The organism is Thiobacter sp. AK1, assembly GCF_039822265.1.
GTDB classification, from domain to species: domain Bacteria; phylum Pseudomonadota; class Gammaproteobacteria; order Burkholderiales; family Thiobacteraceae; genus Thiobacter; species Thiobacter aerophilum.
In genome coordinates, this window is the sequence record NZ_JBAJEX010000001.1 from 331,822 (window position 1) to 352,950 (window position 21,129).

At 63.9% G+C, this 21,129-nt stretch carries 24 protein-coding genes and 1 pseudogene; 15 read left to right on the forward strand and 10 right to left on the reverse strand.

The features are described from left to right. The first annotated feature begins 42 nt into the window (after nucleotides 1-42). The 11 genes and pseudogenes from trxB to V6E02_RS01790 all read left to right on the forward strand — a co-directional run bounded on the left by trxB (nucleotide 43) and on the right by V6E02_RS01790 (nucleotide 10,706). Nucleotides 43-990 carry a thioredoxin-disulfide reductase gene (gene trxB / locus V6E02_RS01740; RefSeq protein ID WP_347306539.1) on the forward strand — a complete coding sequence of 316 codons (948 nt, stop codon included), beginning with the start codon at nucleotides 43-45 and terminating at the stop codon, nucleotides 988-990. Nucleotide 991: 1 nt separating this feature from the next. Further along, nucleotides 992-1,558 carry a Smr/MutS family protein gene (locus V6E02_RS01745; RefSeq protein ID WP_347306541.1) on the forward strand — a complete coding sequence of 189 codons (567 nt, stop codon included), beginning with the start codon at nucleotides 992-994 and terminating at the stop codon, nucleotides 1,556-1,558. Nucleotides 1,559-1,623: 65 nt separating this feature from the next. Then, nucleotides 1,624-3,273 carry a glycosyltransferase family 39 protein gene (locus tag V6E02_RS01750; protein WP_347306543.1) on the forward strand — a complete coding sequence of 550 codons (1,650 nt, stop codon included), beginning with the start codon at nucleotides 1,624-1,626 and terminating at the stop codon, nucleotides 3,271-3,273. After that, nucleotides 3,270-3,641 carry an SMR family transporter gene (locus V6E02_RS01755; protein WP_347306545.1) on the forward strand — a complete coding sequence of 124 codons (372 nt, stop codon included), beginning with the start codon at nucleotides 3,270-3,272 and terminating at the stop codon, nucleotides 3,639-3,641. The genes V6E02_RS01750 and V6E02_RS01755 overlap by 4 nt, the downstream gene beginning before the upstream one ends. Then, a complete protein-coding gene (locus V6E02_RS01760; protein WP_347306547.1) occupies nucleotides 3,641-4,765 on the forward strand; it encodes a DegT/DnrJ/EryC1/StrS family aminotransferase in 1,125 nt (374 codons plus the stop codon). The genes V6E02_RS01755 and V6E02_RS01760 overlap by 1 nt, the downstream gene beginning before the upstream one ends. Next, complete coding sequence (locus V6E02_RS01765; protein WP_347306549.1) at nucleotides 4,762-5,703, forward strand: glycosyltransferase; 942 nt, start codon at nucleotides 4,762-4,764, stop codon at nucleotides 5,701-5,703. Before V6E02_RS01760 ends, V6E02_RS01765 begins: the two co-directional genes overlap by 4 nt. Continuing rightward, complete coding sequence (locus V6E02_RS01770; protein ID WP_347306550.1) at nucleotides 5,700-6,620, forward strand: formyltransferase; 921 nt, start codon at nucleotides 5,700-5,702, stop codon at nucleotides 6,618-6,620. The genes V6E02_RS01765 and V6E02_RS01770 overlap by 4 nt, the downstream gene beginning before the upstream one ends. A gap of 39 nt (nucleotides 6,621-6,659) precedes the next feature. Continuing rightward, nucleotides 6,660-7,703, forward strand: a complete 1,044-nt coding sequence (locus V6E02_RS01775) for a bifunctional UDP-4-keto-pentose/UDP-xylose synthase (RefSeq protein WP_347306551.1) — start codon at nucleotides 6,660-6,662, stop codon at nucleotides 7,701-7,703. Between the two features lie 67 nt (nucleotides 7,704-7,770). Next, complete coding sequence (locus V6E02_RS01780) at nucleotides 7,771-8,685, forward strand: polysaccharide deacetylase family protein (RefSeq protein ID WP_347306553.1); 915 nt, start codon at nucleotides 7,771-7,773, stop codon at nucleotides 8,683-8,685. An 84-nt stretch (nucleotides 8,686-8,769) separates the two neighbouring features. After that, a pseudogene (locus V6E02_RS01785) lies at nucleotides 8,770-9,117 on the forward strand (peroxiredoxin); the annotation flags it as partial. Continuing rightward, complete coding sequence (locus V6E02_RS01790; protein WP_430626758.1) at nucleotides 9,066-10,706, forward strand: PhoH family protein; 1,641 nt, start codon at nucleotides 9,066-9,068, stop codon at nucleotides 10,704-10,706. The pseudogene V6E02_RS01785 and the gene V6E02_RS01790, both read left to right, overlap by 52 nt. A gap of 178 nt (nucleotides 10,707-10,884) precedes the next feature. Here V6E02_RS01790 and V6E02_RS01795 read toward each other — a convergent pair whose 3' ends face one another. Both V6E02_RS01795 and V6E02_RS01800 read right to left on the reverse strand, forming a co-directional pair. Further along, nucleotides 10,885-11,238 carry a hypothetical protein gene (locus V6E02_RS01795; protein WP_347306554.1) on the reverse strand — a complete coding sequence of 118 codons (354 nt, stop codon included), beginning with the start codon at nucleotides 11,236-11,238 and terminating at the stop codon, nucleotides 10,885-10,887. A 15-nt stretch (nucleotides 11,239-11,253) separates the two neighbouring features. After that, nucleotides 11,254-12,156 carry a LysR family transcriptional regulator gene (locus V6E02_RS01800; RefSeq protein ID WP_347306556.1) on the reverse strand — a complete coding sequence of 301 codons (903 nt, stop codon included), beginning with the start codon at nucleotides 12,154-12,156 and terminating at the stop codon, nucleotides 11,254-11,256. 251 nt (nucleotides 12,157-12,407) lie between these two features. Here V6E02_RS01800 and lplT point away from each other — a divergent pair, with 251 nt between their 5' ends. Beyond that, complete coding sequence (gene lplT, locus V6E02_RS01805; protein WP_347306558.1) at nucleotides 12,408-13,697, forward strand: lysophospholipid transporter LplT; 1,290 nt, start codon at nucleotides 12,408-12,410, stop codon at nucleotides 13,695-13,697. Nucleotides 13,698-13,722: 25 nt separating this feature from the next. Here the strand turns inward: lplT and V6E02_RS01810 are convergent, their stop codons facing one another. From V6E02_RS01810 to V6E02_RS01840, 7 genes are all read right to left on the reverse strand, one after another. Next, a complete protein-coding gene (locus tag V6E02_RS01810; protein ID WP_347306560.1) occupies nucleotides 13,723-14,220 on the reverse strand; it encodes a TPM domain-containing protein in 498 nt (165 codons plus the stop codon). A 10-nt stretch (nucleotides 14,221-14,230) separates the two neighbouring features. Continuing rightward, nucleotides 14,231-15,052: a TPM domain-containing protein gene (locus V6E02_RS01815; RefSeq protein WP_430626759.1), complete on the reverse strand. Its 822-nt coding sequence runs from the start codon at nucleotides 15,050-15,052 to the stop codon at nucleotides 14,231-14,233. Nucleotides 15,053-15,080: 28 nt separating this feature from the next. Continuing rightward, entirely contained in the window at nucleotides 15,081-15,719 is a 639-nt protein-coding gene (locus V6E02_RS01820; RefSeq protein WP_347306564.1) for a LemA family protein, read from the reverse strand. A gap of 22 nt (nucleotides 15,720-15,741) precedes the next feature. Beyond that, complete coding sequence (locus V6E02_RS01825; protein ID WP_430626751.1) at nucleotides 15,742-16,425, reverse strand: uracil-DNA glycosylase; 684 nt, start codon at nucleotides 16,423-16,425, stop codon at nucleotides 15,742-15,744. Continuing rightward, complete coding sequence (gene rimI, locus V6E02_RS01830; protein WP_347306565.1) at nucleotides 16,422-16,883, reverse strand: ribosomal protein S18-alanine N-acetyltransferase; 462 nt, start codon at nucleotides 16,881-16,883, stop codon at nucleotides 16,422-16,424. Before rimI ends, V6E02_RS01825 begins: the two co-directional genes overlap by 4 nt. Then, on the reverse strand, nucleotides 16,880-17,548 hold the full coding sequence (gene tsaB / locus V6E02_RS01835) for a tRNA (adenosine(37)-N6)-threonylcarbamoyltransferase complex dimerization subunit type 1 TsaB (RefSeq protein ID WP_347306567.1): 669 nt from the start codon (nucleotides 17,546-17,548) through the stop codon (nucleotides 16,880-16,882). The genes rimI and tsaB overlap by 4 nt, the downstream gene beginning before the upstream one ends. Before the next feature lie 95 nt (nucleotides 17,549-17,643). After that, nucleotides 17,644-18,021, reverse strand: a complete 378-nt coding sequence (locus V6E02_RS01840) for a hypothetical protein (protein ID WP_347306569.1) — start codon at nucleotides 18,019-18,021, stop codon at nucleotides 17,644-17,646. 211 nt (nucleotides 18,022-18,232) lie between these two features. Here V6E02_RS01840 and earP point away from each other — a divergent pair, with 211 nt between their 5' ends. From earP to V6E02_RS01855, 3 genes are all read left to right on the forward strand, one after another. Further along, nucleotides 18,233-19,381 carry an elongation factor P maturation arginine rhamnosyltransferase EarP gene (earP, locus tag V6E02_RS01845; protein WP_430626752.1) on the forward strand — a complete coding sequence of 383 codons (1,149 nt, stop codon included), beginning with the start codon at nucleotides 18,233-18,235 and terminating at the stop codon, nucleotides 19,379-19,381. A gap of 41 nt (nucleotides 19,382-19,422) precedes the next feature. Next, on the forward strand, nucleotides 19,423-19,980 hold the full coding sequence (efp, locus tag V6E02_RS01850; protein WP_347307098.1) for an elongation factor P: 558 nt from the start codon (nucleotides 19,423-19,425) through the stop codon (nucleotides 19,978-19,980). A gap of 156 nt (nucleotides 19,981-20,136) precedes the next feature. Then, on the forward strand, nucleotides 20,137-20,379 hold the full coding sequence (locus tag V6E02_RS01855; protein ID WP_347306573.1) for a hypothetical protein: 243 nt from the start codon (nucleotides 20,137-20,139) through the stop codon (nucleotides 20,377-20,379). Here the strand turns inward: V6E02_RS01855 and V6E02_RS01860 are convergent. After that, entirely contained in the window at nucleotides 20,361-21,029 is a 669-nt protein-coding gene (locus V6E02_RS01860) for a response regulator (RefSeq protein WP_347306575.1), read from the reverse strand. The genes V6E02_RS01855 and V6E02_RS01860 overlap by 19 nt on opposite strands. Between the last annotated feature and the right edge of the window lie 100 nt (nucleotides 21,030-21,129).

The window sequence follows — 21,129 nt, forward strand, 5'->3', positions numbered from 1 at the left end:
GTTAGAATCGTGGACTTTTCGCAACGCATCAGGAGGATCGCCATGTCCACCAAGCACTGCCAGCTGCTCATCCTTGGCTCCGGTCCCGCCGGCTACACTGCCGCCATCTATGCCGCGCGCGCCAATCTCAAGCCCGTGCTCATCACCGGCCTCAACCAAGGCGGGCAACTCATGACCACCACCGAGGTGGACAACTGGCCCGGGGACGTGAACGGCGTGCTGGGTCCCGAACTCATGCAGCGGCTGCAGCAGCACGCCGAGCGTTTCGCTACCGAGATCGTCTTCGATCACATCCACACCGCGAAACTCACAGAGCGTCCTTTCACCCTGATCGGTGATTCCGGCACCTATACCTGCGATGCCCTGATCATCGCCACCGGCGCCTCCGCCAAGTATCTCGGTCTGCCCTCGGAGCAGGCCTTCATGGGCAAGGGGGTGTCCGGCTGTGCCACTTGCGACGGCTTCTTCTACAAAGGCCAAAAGGTAGCCGTGGTGGGGGGCGGGAATACCGCCGTGGAGGAGGCGCTCTATCTTGCCAACATCGCTAGCCACGTGACCCTGATCCACCGCCGCGACACTTTCCGCGCCGAAAAAATCATGGTGGACAAGCTGATGCAGCGGGTAGAGGAAGGCCACATCAGCCTGGAACTCGACAGCGAGGTGGACGAGATCCTGGGCGACAAAAGCGGGGTCACCGGCGTGCGCATCAAGGCCAAGGACGGCAACACCAAGGAAATCGCCGTGGCGGGCGTTTTCATCGCCATCGGTCATAAGCCCAACACCGATATCTTCGTCGGCCAGCTGGAGATGGAAAACGGTTATATCGTCACCCAGGGCGGTCGCAACGGTAACGCCACCGCCACCAGCATCCCAGGCGTGTTCGCGGCGGGCGACGTACAGGATCACGTCTATCGCCAGGCCATCACCAGCGCGGGATCCGGCTGCATGGCAGCGCTGGATGCGGAACGCTACCTCGATAACCTGAAATGAGATGAAGCCCCGCTCTGGCCGTTCGTCCCCGACGAAACTTTCCCAGGCGGAAGTGGAAGCGTTCCGCGCCGCCGTGGCGGGCGCCCGGCCGTTACCAGATTCCGGCCGCATCGAGCCGATGCGGCCGCGCGTGCGACCGCTGCCCCGGCAGCGTCTGTTGGACGAGCGGCGCGTGCTGGGTGATCTGCTCTCCGATACGCTGCCCTGGGAGGAAGCGGAAACCGGCGAAGCGCTCCGCTTCGTGCGCCCGGGCCTATCCCACCAGGTCTTGCGCCGCATGCGCCGTGGCCATTGGGTGATCGAAGCCGAGCTGGATCTGCACGGCCTCACCCGCGATGAGGCGTCCGTGCATCTGGCTGAATTCCTCCAGGCGTGCCGCAAGCGGCAGTTGCGCTGCGTGCGCATCGTGCACGGCAAGGGGCTGGGCTCGAAAAATCGGGAACCCGTGCTCAAGCACAAGGTGCGCAGCTGGCTCATGCAGCGCGATGAGGTGCTCGCCTTCGTCGAGGCCCGTCCCTGCGACGGCGGCATCGGCGCGGTGATCGTGATGCTCAAGGCCGGGCGCTGAAGGCGAGCGGCCACAGCGGCACACCCGTTAAGCTAGTTGTAAGCCGCTCCCGCTATTCTTTCGCTATGCTCATATTCCCCCGCGCGGTTAGCGTCCTGCTGCTCGTCCTGTTCACTCTCCTCTGGTTCGGCAACCTGGATTATCGCCACCTGATCCGCCCGGACGAAGGACGTTACGCCGAAATCGCCCGCGAGATGGTGCAAAGCGGCGACTGGATCACGCCGCGGCTCAATGGCATCAAGTATTTCGAGAAACCCCCCTTGCAATATTGGGCCACCGCCGCGGCCTATCGTCTGTTTGGCGAACACGAGTGGACCGCGCGTCTGTGGACGGCGCTCACCGGCTGGGCCGGCGTCCTTTTGGCATGGTTCGCCGGTCGTCGCCTGTTCGGCCAGACGGCCGGCCTCATCGCCGCCCTGGTATTGGGTTCCAGCGCCTATTACGTGCTGGGAGGACACGTCAACACCCTGGACATGGGGGTGAGTTTTTTCCTCCAGCTTTCCTGGACCGCCTTTCTGCTGGCCCAGACCCGGGAAAAACAAAGCACGCGGCGCAACTGGATGCTGCTGGCCTGGACCGCCGCGGCGCTGGCACTCCTTAGCAAAGGGCTGATCGGGCTGGTGCTACCCGCGACCACCCTGGTCACTTATTGCCTCTTTACCCGCGATTTTCAGATTTGGCGGCGCCTCTATCTGCTGCCGGGGCTGGCGCTATTCCTGCTCTTGGCGGCGCCATGGTTCATCGCCGTGTCTGTGGCCAATCCCGAGTTCGCCCAGTTTTTCTTCATCCACGAGCATGTCCAGCGGTTCCTGACACGCATCCACAACCGATATCACCCCTGGTACACATACTTCCCCTTGCTCGTGCTCGGAAGCTTGCCCTGGCTGGGGAGTCTCTTCCCGGCGCTTGCCCGCGCCTGGGCCACGGAATGCGGACAGCAGCGCTTCCGACCGCGTCTTTTCCTGCTGTTATGGGTGATCGTGGTAGTGGGCTTTTTCAGTGTCTCCCAATCCAAGCTGCCGGGCTACATCCTGCCCGTGTTTCCAGCCCTGGCGCTGCTCATCGGCGATGCCTGGGCACGCGCCCCGACACGCAGCCTACGTCTGCAGCATGCCATTGGTCTTGCTGCGGTGGTGATCGTCACCCTCGCAGGCGTGGTCGCCTTCGAGCGTTACGCCCAAGCGGAACCCGTGCTTTACGGACGGTATGCGCTGTGGCTCGCCGCCGCGGGGGCACTGCTCATCTTCGCCCTGGTTCTCGCCCAGCGCTGGCTTACACGGGAGAAGCGCCTGGCTGCTGCCCTGGTCACCGCCCTGGGGGGGCTACTCGCGGCCCAAGCAGTGGTGACCGGCCATGAGGCTCTCGCGCCCATCAATTCAGGGTATGATTTCGCGCGCAAGCTGCGCCCCCTGCTGCGCCCAGAGCAAACCCTCTACTGCGTGGAAATGTACGACCAGACCCTGCCCTTCTATCTCAAGCGCACCTGCACCCTGGTGGCATACGAAGACGAAATGGCTTTCGGTCTTGCCCAGGAGCCCTGGCGGCGCGGCCCCGATCTCGACACCTTCCTCCACCGCTTCCCCACGGAGCGGGCCGCGGTGGCCATCCTCTCCCCCGAGTCCTATGATCGGTTGAAGGACCGCCTGCCCCATCGCCTGTTGGTGCGGGAGCGGGAACACGTGGCCATCGCGCCGCCCCAGGCCGCCAGCCAATGAATTTCGTCTCTGCCAGCCTCATCTTCACCGGCGTCTTGCTCAACGCCATCGCCCAATTGCTACTCAAAGCAGGCACCAATGCCATAGGCCCGTTTGCCTTCACCGCGCAGAACGTCTGGCCGGTGGGGCTCAAGCTCGCGACCCAGCCCTACATCCTCACAGGCATGGCCTGCTACGTCGTAAGCCTGGTGGTGTGGATCATGGCCCTGTCGCGGGTCGAGGTGAGCGTGGCTTATCCCATGCTCTCGGTGGGCTATGTGCTCAACGCGATCGCCGCTTGGTATTTCTTCGGCGAGGCAGTGACACCGACGCGGCTGGCTGGCATCGGCATCATCATCCTCGGCGTGTACATCGTCGCCCGTTCCTGATGGACTTCCTGCCCTTCACCCGCCCCAGCATCGACGAGGACACCATTGCGCGCGTGGCCGAGGTGCTGCGCTCCGGCTGGCTCACCACTGGGCCTCAATGCGCTGCGTTCGAGACGCGTCTGTCGGAACTGTGTGGCGGCCGCACGGTGCGCGTATTCAATTCGGGCACGGCGGCGCTGGAGATCGCCCTGCGTCTGGCCGGCATCGGCCCCGGGGACGAAGTCATCACCACACCCCTGTCCTGGGTGGCCACCGCCAATGTCATCTTGACCGTGGGCGCCCGCCCGGTGTTCGTGGACGTGGAGGCAACCACCCGCAACATCGATCTCACACGCATCGAAGCCGCGATCACACCCCGCACCAAGGCCCTGCTGCCGGTGGACCTGGCCGGTCTGCCGGTAGATCGGGAGCGCTTGTATGCCATTGCCGATGCCCATGGGCTGCGCGTGATCGAGGACGCCGCCCAGTCCTTCGGCGCCACCTGGCGCGGCAAGCCCATCGGCAGCTGCGGCGATTTCGTTGCGTTCAGCTTCCATGCCAACAAGAACATCACCACGGGCGAAGGCGGTGCGCTGGTGCTGCCGGATGCCGGACTCGCCCCCCTCGCGGAAAAACTGCGGCTGCAAGGCGTTACGCGCCACGCCGATGGGGAAATGAGCGTGGATGTGTTGGGCGGCAAGGCCAATCTCACGGACATCGCCGCCGCCATCGGCCTTGGCCAGCTGAAACACCTGCACGCCTTTACCACGCGTCGGCGGGCGCTCGCGCGGCGCTATTTCGAGCGGTTGGATCCGGCCCTTGAGCTCGGTCTGCCGCTGGCCGAGTTCGAGCAGAGCAACTGGCACATGTTCCAGGTGCTGCTGCCCCTTGCCCGCATGCGCATCTCGCGCGGTGAATTCATCGCCCGCATGAAGGCGCGCGGCATCGGCGTCGGTGTCCATTACCCGGCAATCCACCTTTTCCGACTCTATCGGGAGCTGGGCTGGCGAGAGGGCGATTTCCCGGTGGCCGAGGCGATTGGCCGCGCCATCGTTACGCTGCCCCTATTCCCGGCCATGGCGGACACGGACGTGGACCGGGTCTGCGCGGCCCTGGCGGAGGTGCTGACGGAGGCAGTGACATGAACCATCCGGAAGTCTCGGTGGTGATCCCGGTGTACAACGAGGCCGCCAGTTTGCCGGCTCTGTTCGCGCGTCTCTATCCGGCGCTGGATGCGCTCAGCCGCAGCTACGAGGTGATCTTCGTCAACGACGGCAGCCGCGACTGCTCCGCCGCTCTATTACGGGAGCAGTTCGAAAGACGTCCGGACGTGACCCGGGTCATCCTGCTCAATGGCAATTTCGGTCAGCATCTGGCCATCATGGCCGGCTTCGAGCACTGCCGCGGCGAGAAGATCGTCACCTTGGATGCGGACCTGCAGAATCCGCCGGAAGAGATCGGCAAGCTACTTGCCCGCATGGACGAAGGCTACGACTACGTGGGCTCCATCCGACGCCAGCGCAAGGACAGCGCCTGGCGCCGGTGGGCTTCGCGGGCGATGAACCGGCTGCGGGAGCGCATCACTCACGTGAAGATGACCGACCAGGGCTGCATGCTGCGCGCCTATAGCCGCCAAATCATCGATCTCATCAATGGCACCTCGGAGGTGAACACCTTCATCCCAGCCCTCGCCTATACCTTCGCCCACCACCCCACGGAAGTGGTGGTGGAGCACGAGGAACGGGCAGCGGGGCAATCCAAGTATTCCCTCTACAAGCTGATCCGTCTCAACTTCGACCTGATGACGGCCTTCTCCATCGTGCCCTTGCAGATGTTTTCCCTGTTCGGCATCGCGGTGTCCATCCTGTCGGCGGCATTTTTCGTGTTCCTGGTGATCCGCCGTCTGATCGTGGGACCAGAGGCCGAGGGGCTGTTCACCCTGTTCGCCATTTTGTTCTTCCTGATCGGCATCGTCCTGTTCGGCATTGGCCTATTGGGCGAATACGTGGGTCGCATCTACCAGCAGGTACGCACGCGACCGCGCTACCTGATCCAGGCGGTGCTGGAGCGCAGCGAAGCATGACCCGCGCAGTGGTCTTCGCCTATCACGACGTGGGTGTGCGCTGCCTGGCCGTGCTCTTGGGCCAAGGCGTGCACGTGCCTTTGGTAGTCAGTCACGAGGACGACCCCAATGAAACCATCTGGTTCGCGAGCGTGGCCCGCCTCGCCGCCGATTACGACATACCCGTCATCACGCCCCGTGATCCCAACACCGAGGAAGTCGTCGAGCAGGTTCGCGCCCTGGCGCCGGATTTCCTGTTTTCCTTCTACTACCGTCATCTGCTCCAACCGCCACTGCTGGCGATTCCATCGCGGGGCGCCCTCAACATGCACGGCTCGCTGCTACCCAAGTATCGCGGGCGCGTGCCCGTCAACTGGGCCATCATCCACGGTGAAACGCAAACCGGCGCCTCGCTGCACTACATGAACGCCAAGCCGGACGCTGGCGACCTGGTGGATCAGCAAGCCGTGCCCATCTTGCCCGACGACACCGCCCTAGACGTGTTCCGCAAGGTGACCTGTGCCGCAGAAGTGGTGCTAGAGCGCAGCCTACCGGCGCTGATCGCCGGCACCGCGCCGCGCCTTCCGCTTGATCTCACGACAGGCTCCTATTTCGGCGGGCGTAAACCGGAAGACGGGCGCATCGACTGGTCGCGCCCGGCGCGGGACATACACAACCTGGTGCGCGCGGTGGCACCACCTTTCCCCGGCGCCTTCTGCAACGTGGCAGGCCGACCGGCACGCCTGTTACGCACTCGCATCGCCGACACGCGCGCGTCCACGCTCACTGCCACCCTCTACGCAGACGGCCACCGCCTGTTCGCCCACTGCCATGACGGGGGCGTGCTGCGCGTGCTGCAGCTGGAGGTCGAGGGCAACGAGGTCGACGCGGTGACACTCACGGCCCTCTGTGGCCCGGGCCCCTGGCCCCTGGGCTGACCGTATAATTTTCCTCGATCGTTTCATCGAAAGGCCTCTATGCAACGCATCCTCATCCTCGGCGTCAACGGCTTCATCGGTCATCACCTCTCAAAGCGCATCATCGAAAACACGGAGTGGGAAGTCTATGGCATGGACATGATGAGTGATCGCGTGGCCGATCTCCTGGACAATCCCCGCTTCCGTTTCTTCGAGGGCGACATCACCATCAACAGGGAGTGGATCGAATACCACATCCGCAAATGCGACACGGTGATTCCCCTAGTGGCCATCGCCACACCTGCCACCTACGTGCGCGAGCCGTTGCGCGTGTTCGAGCTGGATTTCGAAGCCAACCTGCCCATCGTGCGGCAGTGCGTGAAGTACAACAAACGCATCATCTTCCCCTCCACTTCCGAGGTTTACGGCATGTGCCGGGACGCAGCCTTCGATCCGGAAAATTCGGAACTCGTCTATGGCCCGATCAACAAGCCACGCTGGATATATGCCTGTTCCAAGCAGCTCATGGATCGAGTGATCCACGCCTATGGCATGCAGGAAGGGCTGGACTACACCCTGTTCCGTCCCTTCAACTGGATTGGTGCGGGGCTGGATTCCATCTTCACACCCAAGGAAGGCAGTTCGCGCGTGATCACCCAGTTTCTCGGTCATATCGTCCGCGGTGAAGACATCAAACTGGTGGATGGCGGACATGCCAGGCGCTCCTTCACCTATGTCTCGGATGGCATCGACGCCCTGATGAGGATCATTGAGAACAAAAACGGCGTGGCGAGCGGCAAGATCTACAACATCGGCAACCCGGCCAACAATTATTCGGTGCGCGAGCTGGCGCAAATGATGCTTGATCTTGCCATGACCTATCCGGAATACCGCGACACCGCCAACCGCGTCAGGATGGTGGAGACCCGTTCCAGCGAGTATTACGGGCAGGGCTATCAAGACGTGCAGAATCGCGTGCCCAAGATCGACAACACCATGCGCGATCTCGACTGGGCTCCCAAGGTGAGCATGCAGCAAGCCCTCCGCCACATATTCGAAGCCTACAAGGATCAGGTGGCCGAGGCACGCAAGCTGGTCGAATGATCCGACGCCCAGGATGGCGAAAACGCTTGGCAGGTTCTGATTCCCGGCAGCCATGGGCGGTCGTTCCATGAAACTTGCGCTCAAGATCGACGTCGATACCTACCGTGGAACCCGCGAGGGCGTGCCACGCCTGGTGGAAATCCTCAAGCGTTACGATGCGAGGGCGACGTTTCTTTTCAGCCTAGGCCCCGACCACACGGGGCGCGCCATCAAGCGGATCTTCCGGCGGGGCTTTCTGCGGAAAGTGGCGCGCACCTCGGTCACTTCCCACTACGGACTCACCACCTTGCTCTATGGCACTCTGCTGCCCGGGCCTGACATTGGGCGGCGCTGCGCATCCATCCTGCGCCAGGTGCGCGACGCCGGTTTCGAGGTGGGCATCCATAGCCACGATCACGTGCGCTGGCAGGATCGCGTGTTGGACGCCGATGCCCAGTGGACTGCACGCGAGATGGAAGCAGCCGCGCAGCGCTTCGAGGCCATCTTTGGCGTACCCGCCACGGTGCACGGCGCGGTCGGCTGGCAGATGAACCGCCATGCATTCCGTCTCGAGCAGCGCATGGGCTTAAGCCACGCCTCCGACTGCCGTGGCACGCATCCCTTTATTCCTCTCTGGAACGCAGAGATCATCGACTGTCCGCAACTGCCGACTACGCTACCCACGCTGGACGAACTCATCGGCCGGGATGGGCTCACCGAGGCCAACGTCGCCGATCACGTGCTCGCGTTGACGGCGAAGCCCCCCGCCACCGGGCACGTCTATACCCTGCATGCGGAACTGGAAGGCATGAAGCTTGCGCCAGTGTTCGAACGCCTGCTCGCCGGCTGGCTGGACCAGGGCTATGAACTCACTGACCTAGCCGGCCTGCGGGCGGCGTTGGACGTGACACAACTGCCGTATCACGAGGTGGTACTGCGGGAGATTCCGGGCCGTTCCGGCCGGCTGTGCGTGCAGGGAGAGGCCTTCCCGGCGCACGGTTGACGGCCGCGGAAAAACGGCTTGCGTTTCTGCGTGAATTTGCAAACAATGCAGCCATGACTGCGCTGCCAAGAGGCCGCTGGGTCGATGGCTAAGCTGAGCGTCGGCCATCCCGTTCCCGATTTCGAACTTGCCGCGACCGGCGGCAAGTCTTTTCGCCTGTCGCAGCACAAAGGCCGCATCCTGGTGCTGTATTTCTATCCCAAGGACAGCACGCCCGGCTGCACCAGCGAGGCAGCAGATTTCCGCGATCTCTATCCTCAGTTCACCCGGGCTGGCGCCGCCATCTACGGCATTTCCCGGGACAGCATGAAATCGCACGAAAACTTCAAGGCCAAGCTCGCCCTGCCCTTCGATCTACTGAGCGATCCAGAAGAGCGCGTCTGCGAGCTGTTCGGCGTCATGAAGCTGAAAAACCTGTACGGCAAACAGGTGCGCGGTGTGGAACGAAGTACGTTCGTCATCAACCGCGACGGTTTGCTGGTGCGCGAGTGGCGCGGCGTAAAGGTACCGGGCCACGCCCAGGATGTCCTCCAATTCGTGCAAAGCCTATGACCCTCGACGACGCGCGTCCCACTTCCTCCGAACCTTCCAACGCCCACGCCATGGCCAAAACCAGCCGCAAAGGAACCCGCAAAGCCGCCTTCAGCAAGCTGTTCGTGCTGGATACCAACGTGCTGATGCACGACCCCTCCAGTCTTTTCCGCTTCGAGGAGCACGACGTGTACGTGCCAATGATGACCCTCGAGGAGCTGGACAACAACAAAAAGGGCATGACCGAGGTGGCACGCAATGCGCGCCAGGCCAGCCGTTTCCTGGACCAGATCGTCTCTGCGCCCCAGACGGACATCGAGCAGGGCATCCCCCTCGCTCCCTTCAGCGGCGAGGCCGCCACGGGCCGGCTGTTCCTGCAAACCAGTGCCGTAAGCGGCGAGCTGCCTGCCGGCCTGCCCGGCAGCACGGGCGACAACCAAATCCTCGGCGTGATGCTGCACCTATCGCGCCAATATCCGCAGCGGGAAGTCGTGCTGGTGTCCAAGGACATCAACATGCGGATCAAGGCGCGTGCCCTCGGTCTGCCCGCAGAGGACTACTACAACGACAAGGTGCTGGAAGACACGGACCTCCTCTACACCGGTACCCGTCCCCTGCCTGCGGACTTCTGGGAAACCCACGGCAAGGGGATGGAATCCTGGCAGGAGGGCGGGCGCACCTACTATCGCGTGCGCGGCCCGCTGTGCAAAGAGCTTCTGATCAACGAGTTCGTTTACCAGGAAGGCGAACGGCCGCTTTACGCGATGGTCAAGGAACGGGTGGGCAACATGGCACTGTTGCAGACCGTGCGCGATTACACTCACGCGAAGAACAACGTTTGGGGCATCACCGCCCGCAACCGGGAACAGAATTTCGCCCTCAACCTGCTCATGAATCCGGACGTGGATTTCGTCACCCTGCTGGGGCAAGCGGGCAGCGGCAAGACCCTGCTCACGCTCGCCGCCGGACTGACCCAGGTGCTGGAGGAAAAGCGCTACAACGAGATCATTATGACCCGCGTCACCGTGCCGGTGGGCGAGGACATTGGTTTCTTGCCAGGCACCGAGGAAGAGAAGATGACACCCTGGATGGGCGCGCTGGAGGATAACCTAGACGTCCTCAACAAGACCGACGACGACGCCGGGGAGTGGGGTCGCGCCGCCACCCAGGATCTGATCCGCTCGCGCATCAAGATCAAGTCCCTCAACTTCATGCGTGGGCGCACCTTCATCAACAAGTTCCTGATCATCGACGAAGCCCAGAACCTCACGCCCAAGCAGATGAAAACCCTCATCACCCGTGCCGGTCCCGGCACCAAGGTGGTGTGCCTGGGCAACATCGCCCAGATCGACACCCCCTATCTCACGGAAGGAAGTTCGGGGCTTACCTATGTGGTGGACCGCTTCAAGGGTTGGGCCCACAGCGGGCACGTCACCCTGATGCGTGGCGAGCGCTCCCGCCTCGCCGACCACGCAGCGGAAATTCTCTGAGCCCAGATTACCCATCCGGACGCGGGATTGGGGGCTGCCCGGCGCGCCTGGGTTGCGTAAGACGGTCGCAGCCCGGGTTGCATACTGGCTGAGGAGTCAAGCGCGCCGGGCCGCATGGGGCATGCGCCGGTCTAGTGGATAGGCTGGGGAGTACGCCCACCCGCCAAGCCGCGCCCTGCTACGCGTCCTCCTCGCCGGCCTTTAGCCGCTTCTCGTAGTGGGCGCGGAAAAGCAGTTCCAGCTCGTCGATCACTTCATGCGCGGGCCGGCCCTGCATGACGTGCTGGGTCATGAGCTGGGATACTTGGTTGAGCATCTTGCCGTGGTCCAGCATGGGGTAAGTCTCGCGCAGGCGACGGATGGCGTGCACCACTTTCTCTTCGGCGGGACGGGGAATGGCCAGCGGTGCCTCGGGCACGCTGGGTCGCGGCACGCGCCCGGCGAGGAATTCGGCGAAGGCCACCAAGGTGGCGCGGTCCTGTGCCGATAGCGTTCGCACTAGGCGCAAAAGTTTGCGTTCCTGGACATCCATGCACACACACCCGCCTCAACCCACCTGGGGACGGAGGGAGACCTTGACGAAATCCAGGAAGGTCTGCAGCAAGCGGGAGCGGAACTTTTCCTTGGCATACACCATGGAAAGCGGTCGGTGCAGGGGCGGATCCAGAGGCACGGCCACCAGCCCGCCAAGCTTGAGTTCCTTGGCGATGGTGGCGCGGGAGACGATGGCAATGCCCAGGCCCGCTTCCACTGCGCCCTTGATTGCCTCCCGGCTACCCAGCTCCATGACGATGTGCAAATCGTCCGGATGGATGCCGTTGGCGCGGAAATATTCGTCCACCACCTCGCGCGTCCCCGAACCATCTTCCCGGCTCACGTAGGGCAGTTCCGCGAGTTGCTGGGGTGTGACCGCCGCCTGCGCGGCCATGGCATGCCCGGGGGCGCAGATGGCCACCAACTCGTCTTCGCTACACACTTCGGCGGCAAGCTGCGGATGATGGGAAGGCGCCTCGATCAGGCCCACGTCCAGGGTGTGATCGGCCACCTTCGATTCGATCGTCTCGGAATTGGCCACCGTCAGCCGGCAATGCACGTGGGGATAACGGTTTTTGAAATCCCCCAAAAGGCGCGGCAGCATGTACTCGGCGATGGTGGTGCTGGCCCCCACCATAAGCGTGCCTGACACCTGACCGGTCAGCTCGCCCAGCCGAGTTTCCATTTCATTGGTGAGGGCAAGGATCTTCTCGGCGTACTGCAGGGCGAGCTCGCCCGCCGGCGTCAGGCTGATCTTGCTGTGGCTGCGCTCAAACAGACGCGTGTTGAAGTGCTCCTCCAGCTGCTTGACCTGGAAGGTCACCGCCGGTTGGGTCATGTACAAAAGCTCGGCCGCCTTGGTGAAAGACAGTTGCTTGGCGACGGTGTAAAAAACCTGGAGACGACGATCCGCCATGGGAAAACCTGCAACGAGATATCCAGCTTCAAAACCTGCCGGCGCGAGCCGGAGAGCGCGCCGTCTCTATACGGGGAAAGCATTTAAGCACAAACCACCGTCCAAGGCCACAAACCTCAGGCAGAGGCACGCAGAGAAAGGCCGTCTGGTGGAGGCAGAACACCTGCGCTGCCGCGCTTACGCCCGTCAGAGCTTCGTGGTATAAAGCCCTATTGTTTTTTCGACCGGCGCGCGCGCCGACTGTCTCACCCTTGACTTCCACGCAGCAACGTCTTCCGGGCGGCTTCTACGTCATCATGGCCGCCCAGTTCTGCTCGGCTCTCGCCGACAACGCCCTGCTCATCGCCGCCATCGTGCTGCTGCGGGACTTCTTCGCCAGCCCCCAATACGCGCCACTCCTGAAATTCTATTTCACGGTCTCCTACGTGGTCCTAGCCGCCTTCGTGGGGGCATTCGCCGACTCCATGCCCAAGGGCCGGGTGATGTTCATCAGCAATGGCATCAAGATCCTGGGTTGCGCCCTGATGTTCTTCCACGTGGATCCACTCTTGGCCTACGGCATCGTCGGATTGGGCGCCGCCGCCTATTCACCCGCCAAGTACGGCATCCTCACCGAGCTTTTGCCGCCGCGCCTGCTGGTCAAGGCCAATGCCTGGATCGAAGGTCTCACGGTATCGGCCATCATCCTGGGCACCGTCCTCGGCGGCTGGCTCTTGCTGCCCCCGGCCAGTACCTTTCTCACGGGCTTGCATCTTTCTGCACTGGACACGCCGAGCGCGGGTGCCATCGCCGTGATCGGACTGCTTTATCTGGCCGCGGCGCTGATCAACCTCTTCATCCCCAATACCGGCGTGGATCACGAGCCGGTCAAGCGCAATCCATGGTATCTGCTACGCGATTTCGGCCACTGCGTGAAGGTCCTGTGGACGGACAAGCTGGGCCAGATCTCGCTCGCGGTGACCACCTTGTTCTGGGCCGCTGGCGCTACCCTGCAATTCATCGTTCTGGACTGGGCCAAAGTAGCCCTAGGCCTGGACGTGGAACACGCCACCAAGCTGCAGGCGATCGCCGCCCTGGGCATGGCGGTCGGGGCCGTGGTCGCGGCGTGGCTCATTCCCATCCAGCGTGCGCTAGCGGTGCTGCCCGTGGGTGTCGCCATGGGGCTACTGGTGTGCGTGATGATCGGCGTAAAGGACCCCGTCACCGCGCAGGCCGTGCTGGTTATCATCGGCGCGGCGGCGGGCTTCTTCGTGGTGCCCATGAACGCGCTGCTGCAACACCGGGGCCACATCCTGGTGGGTGCGGGACACTCGATCGCGGTGCAGAATTTCAACGAGAACGCCGGCATCCTGATCATGGTCGCGGCTTACTACCTGCTGGGCCGGTTGGGCGTCTCGGTGAACGTCGCCATCGTCCTGTTCGGCCTGGCGGTCTCGGCCACCATGCTGCTGGTGATTCTATGGCAGCGCCGCAACTCACGGGAGCACGGCCCCGAGATTCAGCGCCTGCTGGAAGTGGCGCGCACCTCCAGCCATCCCTAGGCCCACGCGGCCCAGTGGCAGTGCGTCAGAGGAGTAGGGGCCAGTCCGGTAGTTCGTTGGCCGACGTCCCGCTGGCCGGAAAATGACGGGCGAGCAAGCCGCCAACCGCGGCGATGCCCGCCAGCGCCCCTTCCTCGAACCGGCCCTGGCGAAAGGCGCTTTCCATGCGGCGGGCAATGGCCTGCCACGCCTGTACCGGCACGTGCCGCGCAATGCCCCGGTCGGCGACGATCTCCACATCTCGGTCGGCGAGCAGCACATAGATCAGCACACCGTTGTTCTCCTCGGTATCCCATACCCCGAGCTGCGCGAACACCTCCAGCCCTCGGCGCCGCGGTGTGATGTCCCGAAGCAGGGCCGGCAGGGGAAGACTCGCCTCCACCGCGAAGCGGATCTGGCCACGATGGGTCTGCTCCGAGGCGCGAATCGCCTCTTTTATCGCCATCAGGGTGCGGCGAGGGAAGCGCACCCGTAGCCACCAGGGTGGAAAAACCAGATGTCGCAACAGGCGAGCAAGCTTCATGGTCTGACCCTCACCAACGACCAGAGGCACCGCCGCCTCCGCCCATGCCGCCCCCGCCGCTGAAGCCTCCACCCCCGAAGCCGCCCCCGCTGCTCCAACCGCCCCCAAGGCCACCCCAGCCGCCACCGCCGCCCAAGGTCGCCAGCAACAGGACGAACACGACGAAACCCACCGCGAGCCCCAACAGCAGGGAGCCCAGACTCAGCCAGACCAGTCCCCCCGCTAGCACGGCCCCGAGGGTCGCGCCCAAAAGTTGACCAAAGAGCGCGCCCAACAATCGCCCGGCAAACAAGACAACGAAGGCCAGCACCGGCAGCAGCTCGCCAAACCCGCCGTCCCGCTGCGGCGGTTTGGGCGGTGGTAGAGGCTCGCCCTCCACCAGCGCCACCATGCGTTCCACACCGGCGCGGATGCCGCCGGCGAAATCGCCGGCTCGCAAATGGGGTACGATGTCTTCCTCGATGATGCGCTTGGCCACCGCATCGGGAATCACACCCTCCAGACCGTACTGGGTCTCGATGCGCAGCCGACGGTCGTCTTTCGCCACCAGCAACAGGGCACCGTCGTCTATGCCCTTGCGGCCCAGCTTCCATTGATCCAGCACCCGCCGTGCGTACTGCTCGATGGTCTCCGGCTGGGTGGTGGAGACGATGAGCACGGCGATTTGCGTCCCTTTGCGCCTTTCCAGATCGGCCAGTCGCCGCTCGATGTCGGCCCGCTCCGCTGGCGAGAGCGTGCCGGTGAGGTCCATCACCCGTGCGCTTAAAGGGGGAATTGGCTGCTGGGCGTGGGCAAGCGGCAGCCAACACAGGGCGCACAGCCACAGGCGCAGAAGAATGCTCACGGATGCGGGCTCACGGTCAGTGAGGTGAATACTCCGCACCCGAGGGATTAGGCGCCGGCGCGGGCGCGCCGAAATCCACCCGCGGCGCCCTGGAAATGTCCTTCTCGTTGTCCACGGTGAAGTTGGGCTTGGGCTGGTAGCCGAACAGCATGGCGGTGAGGTTGCTGGGGAACTGGCGCACCGTGGTGTTGTATTCCTGCACGGCGCGGATGTAGCGGTTGCGCGCGACGGCGATGCGGTTTTCGGTGCCCTCGAGCTGCGCTTGCAGATCCCGGAACAGGCCATCGGCCTTGAGCTGGGGGTAGTTTTCCGCCACCACCAAAAGGCGCGCGAGCGCACTGGAGAGCTCGCCCTGGGCCGCCTGGAACCGCTGGAAGGCCTGGGGATCATTGATGAGCTCAGGCGTGGCCTGGATCTGGCCCACCCGCGCCCGCGCGGCGGTGACCTGGGTCAGCACCTCCTTTTCGTGCGCGGCATAGGCCTTCACCACGTTGACCAGGTTGGGCACCAGGTCGGCGCGCCGCTGGTATTGGTTGAGCACCTCGGACCAGGCGGCCTTGACGGCCTCGTCCTGGGCCTGCAACCGGTTGTAGCCGCAACCCGACAGGCCAAAGACCACCACCAGCAGAAACAATGACGATACGAGCTTGCGCATGAAGCCTCCTTCGTAAAGAAATTCAGGGCGTCGGCCGGGGCAGCGCCTGCAAGCGTTGCATCTGCTCCCGGATGAAACACAGGTCTTCCCAGGCGCGGGCCTTGTCCGCTGGATTGCGCAGCAGATAGGCCGGATGATAGGTGACGATCACCGGTCGTCCATGGTACGTCCACAGCTTGCCGCGCAGGCTGGCGATGCTCGCCTCCCGTCCCAGCAGGCGCACCGCCGCCACTTTGCCCAAGGCAATGATGAGACGCGGCGCGATCAGGTCGATTTGGCGATCGAGCCAGGGCGCGCAGGCGGCGATCTCGTCCGATTCTGGATTGCGGTTGCCCGGCGGTCGGCATTTCACCACATTGGCGATGTACACGCGCTCGCCGCGGTTAAGGTCGATGCTCGCCAGCATGTTGTCCAGCAGCTTGCCTGCCTGACCGACGAAGGGCTCGCCTTTGAGATCTTCCTCCGCGCCTGGTCCCTCGCCCACGAACAGCCAGTCGGCCCTCTCGTCGCCCACGCCGAACACGGTCTGCGTGCGGCTGGCGGCGAGCCTGCACGCCGTGCAGTGGGCCACCGCTGCCTTGAGGGTGGCCCAGTCCATCTGAGCGGCATCGAAAACGGCGTGGGAAGGGGAGGGTGTCGCAGCACGCAGCCGCCAAACCGGGGCGAGCTCCATTTCATCGAGCCAGGCGGGGGGTAGCGCCTTCATAGGGTGAGCGCCATCAGGATCGCATCCTCGCGGCCGCCGTGAGCGGGATAGTAGCGAGGCCGCAGCCCGATTTCGTTGAAACCCATGCCATGGTAGAGGCGACGGGCGGTCTCGTTGGAGGGCCGCACCTCGAGGAACATTTCCCGCGCCCCATAATCTCGCGCCAGGGCGATGAGATGCCGCAACAGGGCCGTCCCCAGGCCCTGCCGCTGCCACGCGCGAGCGATGGCAATGTTGAGCACGTGCGCCTCACCGGCCGCCAGCATCAACACCGCATAGCCGACCACCGCTCGGGCTCGCTCGCACACCCAGCAGCTGTAACCGGCCTGGAGAGAATCGCGGAAATTGCCTTCGCTCCAGGGAAAGGGATAGAGGTCCCGTTCGATTTCCATTACCCGCGCCAGGTCCTCCCGGCGCATGGGTCGGAACGCGGGCTTGCTCTCCAGCACGGCACTCATCGTTCACTCGTTTTCAGGGCGACCTTGTCGCGCAGGTAGAAAGGCGCCGCCTGCTCCGGGTCGATCCAGGCGGCAGGCCCCTGGGCCTCGGCCAGAGCGGCGATGTCGGCGGCGTGGGGGAACATTGTGCCATCCACCCGGACAAGCTGTCCGGCATAGCGGCGCGCAAGCGCTTCGTGATGCACGGAGAAGCCACTGCCCACACCTGTCCAATGGCCGCCTTCGACGCTTGGGCTTGCCTCTGGCGCACACAGGTTGGGGCCGACAAGGGTTTGCCAGCCCGCCTCGGCCTTGAGGAAGGCGGCATGATAGAGCTCCCCCATGCGGGCATCGAGACAGGTGATCACCCGGTCGGCGCGGCTGCCCGCCGCCAAGGCAAGCAGGGTGCAAACCGGCGCCACCGGCAAATCGGCACCAAAGGCCAAGCCCTGCGCAACACCACAGGCGATACGTAGTCCCGTGAAGGTGCCGGGACCTTGGCCGAAGGCGATGCAATCAAGCTGGTTGAGGGCGAGCCCTGCCTCAGCCAATAGCTCATGCACAAAATCCAAAAGCCAATCCGAGTGCTGCTGAGCCGCTTTGACATCCCGGCTCAGGGTGTCGCCTGCCACACGCAGGGCGACAGACAAGTATTCGGTGGAAGTATCGAAGGCGAGCACGCGCATGGCGCGATTATCCCAGATAATCCATTGAGCCGCGGACTACGTCCGGGCGCATGCCGTGGCGAACCTTGATGGGGAAACACTCGCGTTGTTTCCCGTTAGAGCAGAAGCGCCACCGACTTGATCAGCCCCCACGCGCCAAGCCCCGGAGAAAGGCGCAGCGTCGCCACCGAATGGGCCGTCGGCGAGGCCAGTCGCATGTTGAGAATGCTCACGCCCCTCGGTCGTTCCGTCACGAGCGCCAGCTCCCGCGCCAGGATCCGCAGACGATTGACCCCATGGGGGAATTGGCCTTGCCTGGAAGAGGAAAGGGATAGCCCCGCGTCGAAGCAAGCCAAACCGGGAAAGCCGCACCCCCACAGGCGCCCGTACCGCACCGTGACTGGCGCTTCCTCCGCGAACACAGGCGAGTCAGATCTCGCCAGCGCCTCCTTTAGCGACGCGATACGGGTGATGCGACCGTGGTCCATGAACATGACGCGCCTCACCAGCCGCTTGACCTGCACCGCCGGTGGGCGATAGCACAACTCGCCAACTCGCTTCGTTCGCGCCCCTTTGCTGGTGACCCTGTCGTTGGGCGGGCATCATGCGCGTTTCGTCTATCCCTAGCGCAGCCAAAAGGGAGCCAAGAGCGAATAACGCGCCCTTGCCCATGGCCAGTGCCCACAGCCCTCCATCTCAGTTAGCATGCGCGCCATGTCGTGCCAAAGCTGGGACATCTTCTGCACCGTCATCGACAACTTCGGCGACGCCGGCGTCTGCTGGCGCCTAGCCCGCCAGCTCGCCCGGGAATACGGCTTCGTGGTCAGGCTGTGGATCGACCGCCCCGCGGTGCTGTCACGCCTGGTGCCAGCCGTCCAGCCTGATGTTCCCGAACAAAGCGTTTCCGGCGTGGAGGTACGCCGCTTGACACACCCCTTTCCCCAGGTGCGGCCTCACGAGGTCGTCATCGAGGCCTTCGGCTGCGCGCTACCGGAAAACTTCGTCGAGGCCATGGCGCGCCGCACCCCAGCGCCGATGTGGATCAACCTGGAATACCTGAGCGCCGAGGACTGGGTAGCGCACTACCACGCGCTGGCCTCGCCCCACCCCCGTCTGCCCCTCGTCAAGTATTTCTTCTTCCCGGGCTTTGGTCCCAACACCGGCGGCCTGTTGCGTGAGGCCGATCTGTTCGATCGCCGCGCGGCCTTCCAGGCCGATCCCACGGCCCAGGCGGCCTTCTGGCAGGGGCTGGGTGTGCCGCCACCACAAGCCGCGGCCCAGCGCATCTCGTTGTTTGCCTACGAAAACGCCGCCGTGGCCGAATTGCTCCGCCTGTGGGTCGAGGGCCCGGACCCCGTCTTCTGCCTGCTGCCGGAAGGACGGCTCCTGCCCCAGGCGGCGGCAGCGCTCGGTGAGCCCCTCGCCACCGGACGCATCGTCCGCCGCGGCCGTCTTACCCTTCACGTCCTGCCCTTCCTGCCCCAAGACGAGTACGACCGCCTCCTTTGGGCCTGCGATTTCAACTTCGTGCGGGGCGAGGACTCCTTCGTACGCGCCCAGTGGGCGGCGCGTCCCTTCGCCTGGCACATCTACGCCCAGGACGACGAGGTGCACTGGCGGAAACTAAATGCCTTTCTCGCCGTCTATGGGGCCGGTCTCGCACCTGCGCCCGCGGCCGGCCTCGCGGCCCTGTGGCACGCCTGGAACCGGCAGGCAGGCGTAGCCCGCGCCTGGCAAGCCTACGTAGCCCACGCGGCCGCGCTCGCCGACCATGCCCGTCGCTGGGCGGCGCAGTTGGGCCGTCACCCGAGTCTGGCACAACGCCTGGTGCAATTTTGCGAGAAAAGGTTATAATCGAGGGTTTTTCGAACCAGCTTTGACATTGAGGCAGGATGATGAAGACCGCACAGGAACTGCGCGCAGGCAACGTGGTGATGATCGGCAAAGATCCGATGGTCGTCCAGAAAGCCGAATACAACCGCTCCGGTCGCAACGCTGCGGTGGTGAAACTGAAGCTCAAGAACCTGCTCACCGGCGCTGCCGCGGAAACGGTTTACAAGGCCGACGACAAGTTCGACGTGGTGGTCCTGGACCGCAAGCCCGCCACCTACTCCTACTTCGCCGACCCCATGTACGTGTTCATGGATGAAAACTTCGAGCAATACGAAGTGGAGGCGGACAACATGGGTGATGCCATCCATTACCTTGAGGATGGCATGCCGGTGGAGGTGGTATTTTTCAACGGCAAGGCCATCTCGGTGGAACTGCCCACCACGGTGGTGCGGGAAATCACCACCGAGCCGGCCGTGCGCGGAGACACCTCCGGCAAGGTGATGAAGCCGGCGCGGCTTGCCACCGGCTTCGAGATCCAAGTCCCCCTGTTCTGCGAAAGCGGGGACAAGATCGAGATCGACACCCGAACCCACGAATACCGACGCCGCATCACGTCCTGAGCGGCGTTTTTCAGCCACGAGAAAAGCCAGGGTCTGCCTGGCTTTTTTTGTCTATGCCTTTCGGAATATGCCGAAGGCGGGGCTCCCATTGCCGTCACCCACCGGTAACCTGGATGCGGTCCAATTGCGCGCATCGCGCGTGGCAAAGGAGGTCCCATGAAAATCACGCCATCCTCGTCACACACGCCGGTGCACGTGGAGGCGATCCATTCGCCTGCTGCCACGGGGATCCGGCTGACCGTAGGCGATGAAACCGGCTCGCAAATCCACCTCAGCATCGAACAGGCCCGTGCCCTTTCGCTCGCCCTGATCAGGGCGGTGAACCATCAGGAGCGCCAAGCACCGACGGCAGCGCCCACTGGTGCTCGGCGCAAGCAGGCTCAACCAGTGAGACGATAGGGTGCGAGATCCATTTCCTGGGCGGCGATCACCGCCTCGGTGCGATTTCTCACACCCAGCGTCTGAAAGATCGCCGCCAGATGAATTTTCACCGTGCCCTCCGTGATATCCAGTGTGCGGGCGATCACCTTATTGGGTTTGCCTTCTGCCAGCAAGGCCAGCACCTGCAGCTGGCGTTCCGTCAGGCCCCGTGTGCCGCGCCGCCCCGTCACGGACGTCTGCCGCGGCGGCGGGCTGGCTTGAGTCACCCCCTCGTGCGCCAATAGCAGCGTGGGCAGATAGACACCACCCGCCAGCACCAGCTTAATGGCGCTCAGCATCACCTGAGCCGTGGAGGATTTGGGAATGTAGCCCAGCACCCCCGCCTCTAGCGCCTGCCGCACGTCTTCAGGCGATTCGCTGGCAGACAGGACGATCACGGGAATCAGGGGAAAACGGCCGCGGAAGGTGCGCACGCCCGTGAGGCCATCCAACCCCGGCATGTTGAGATCCAGCAGGGCGAGATCCAGGTCGGGGTTGCGTTCCGCCACTTCCAGCGCGCCGGGGTAATCCGCCGCCTGCACCACGTCTGGTTCGGTGCCCAGCTCCTTGAGGACGTGCAGCAAACCTTCGCGAAACAAGGAATGGTCATCGGCTAGCAGGATGCGCATCGCTCTTCCTTTCCCAGTAGGACAGGACGCCGCAGTGGGATGCCGGCGCCATGGTACGCCCATGCCCCCGGTGTTGCCACCTGACGAATCATTCATCTGC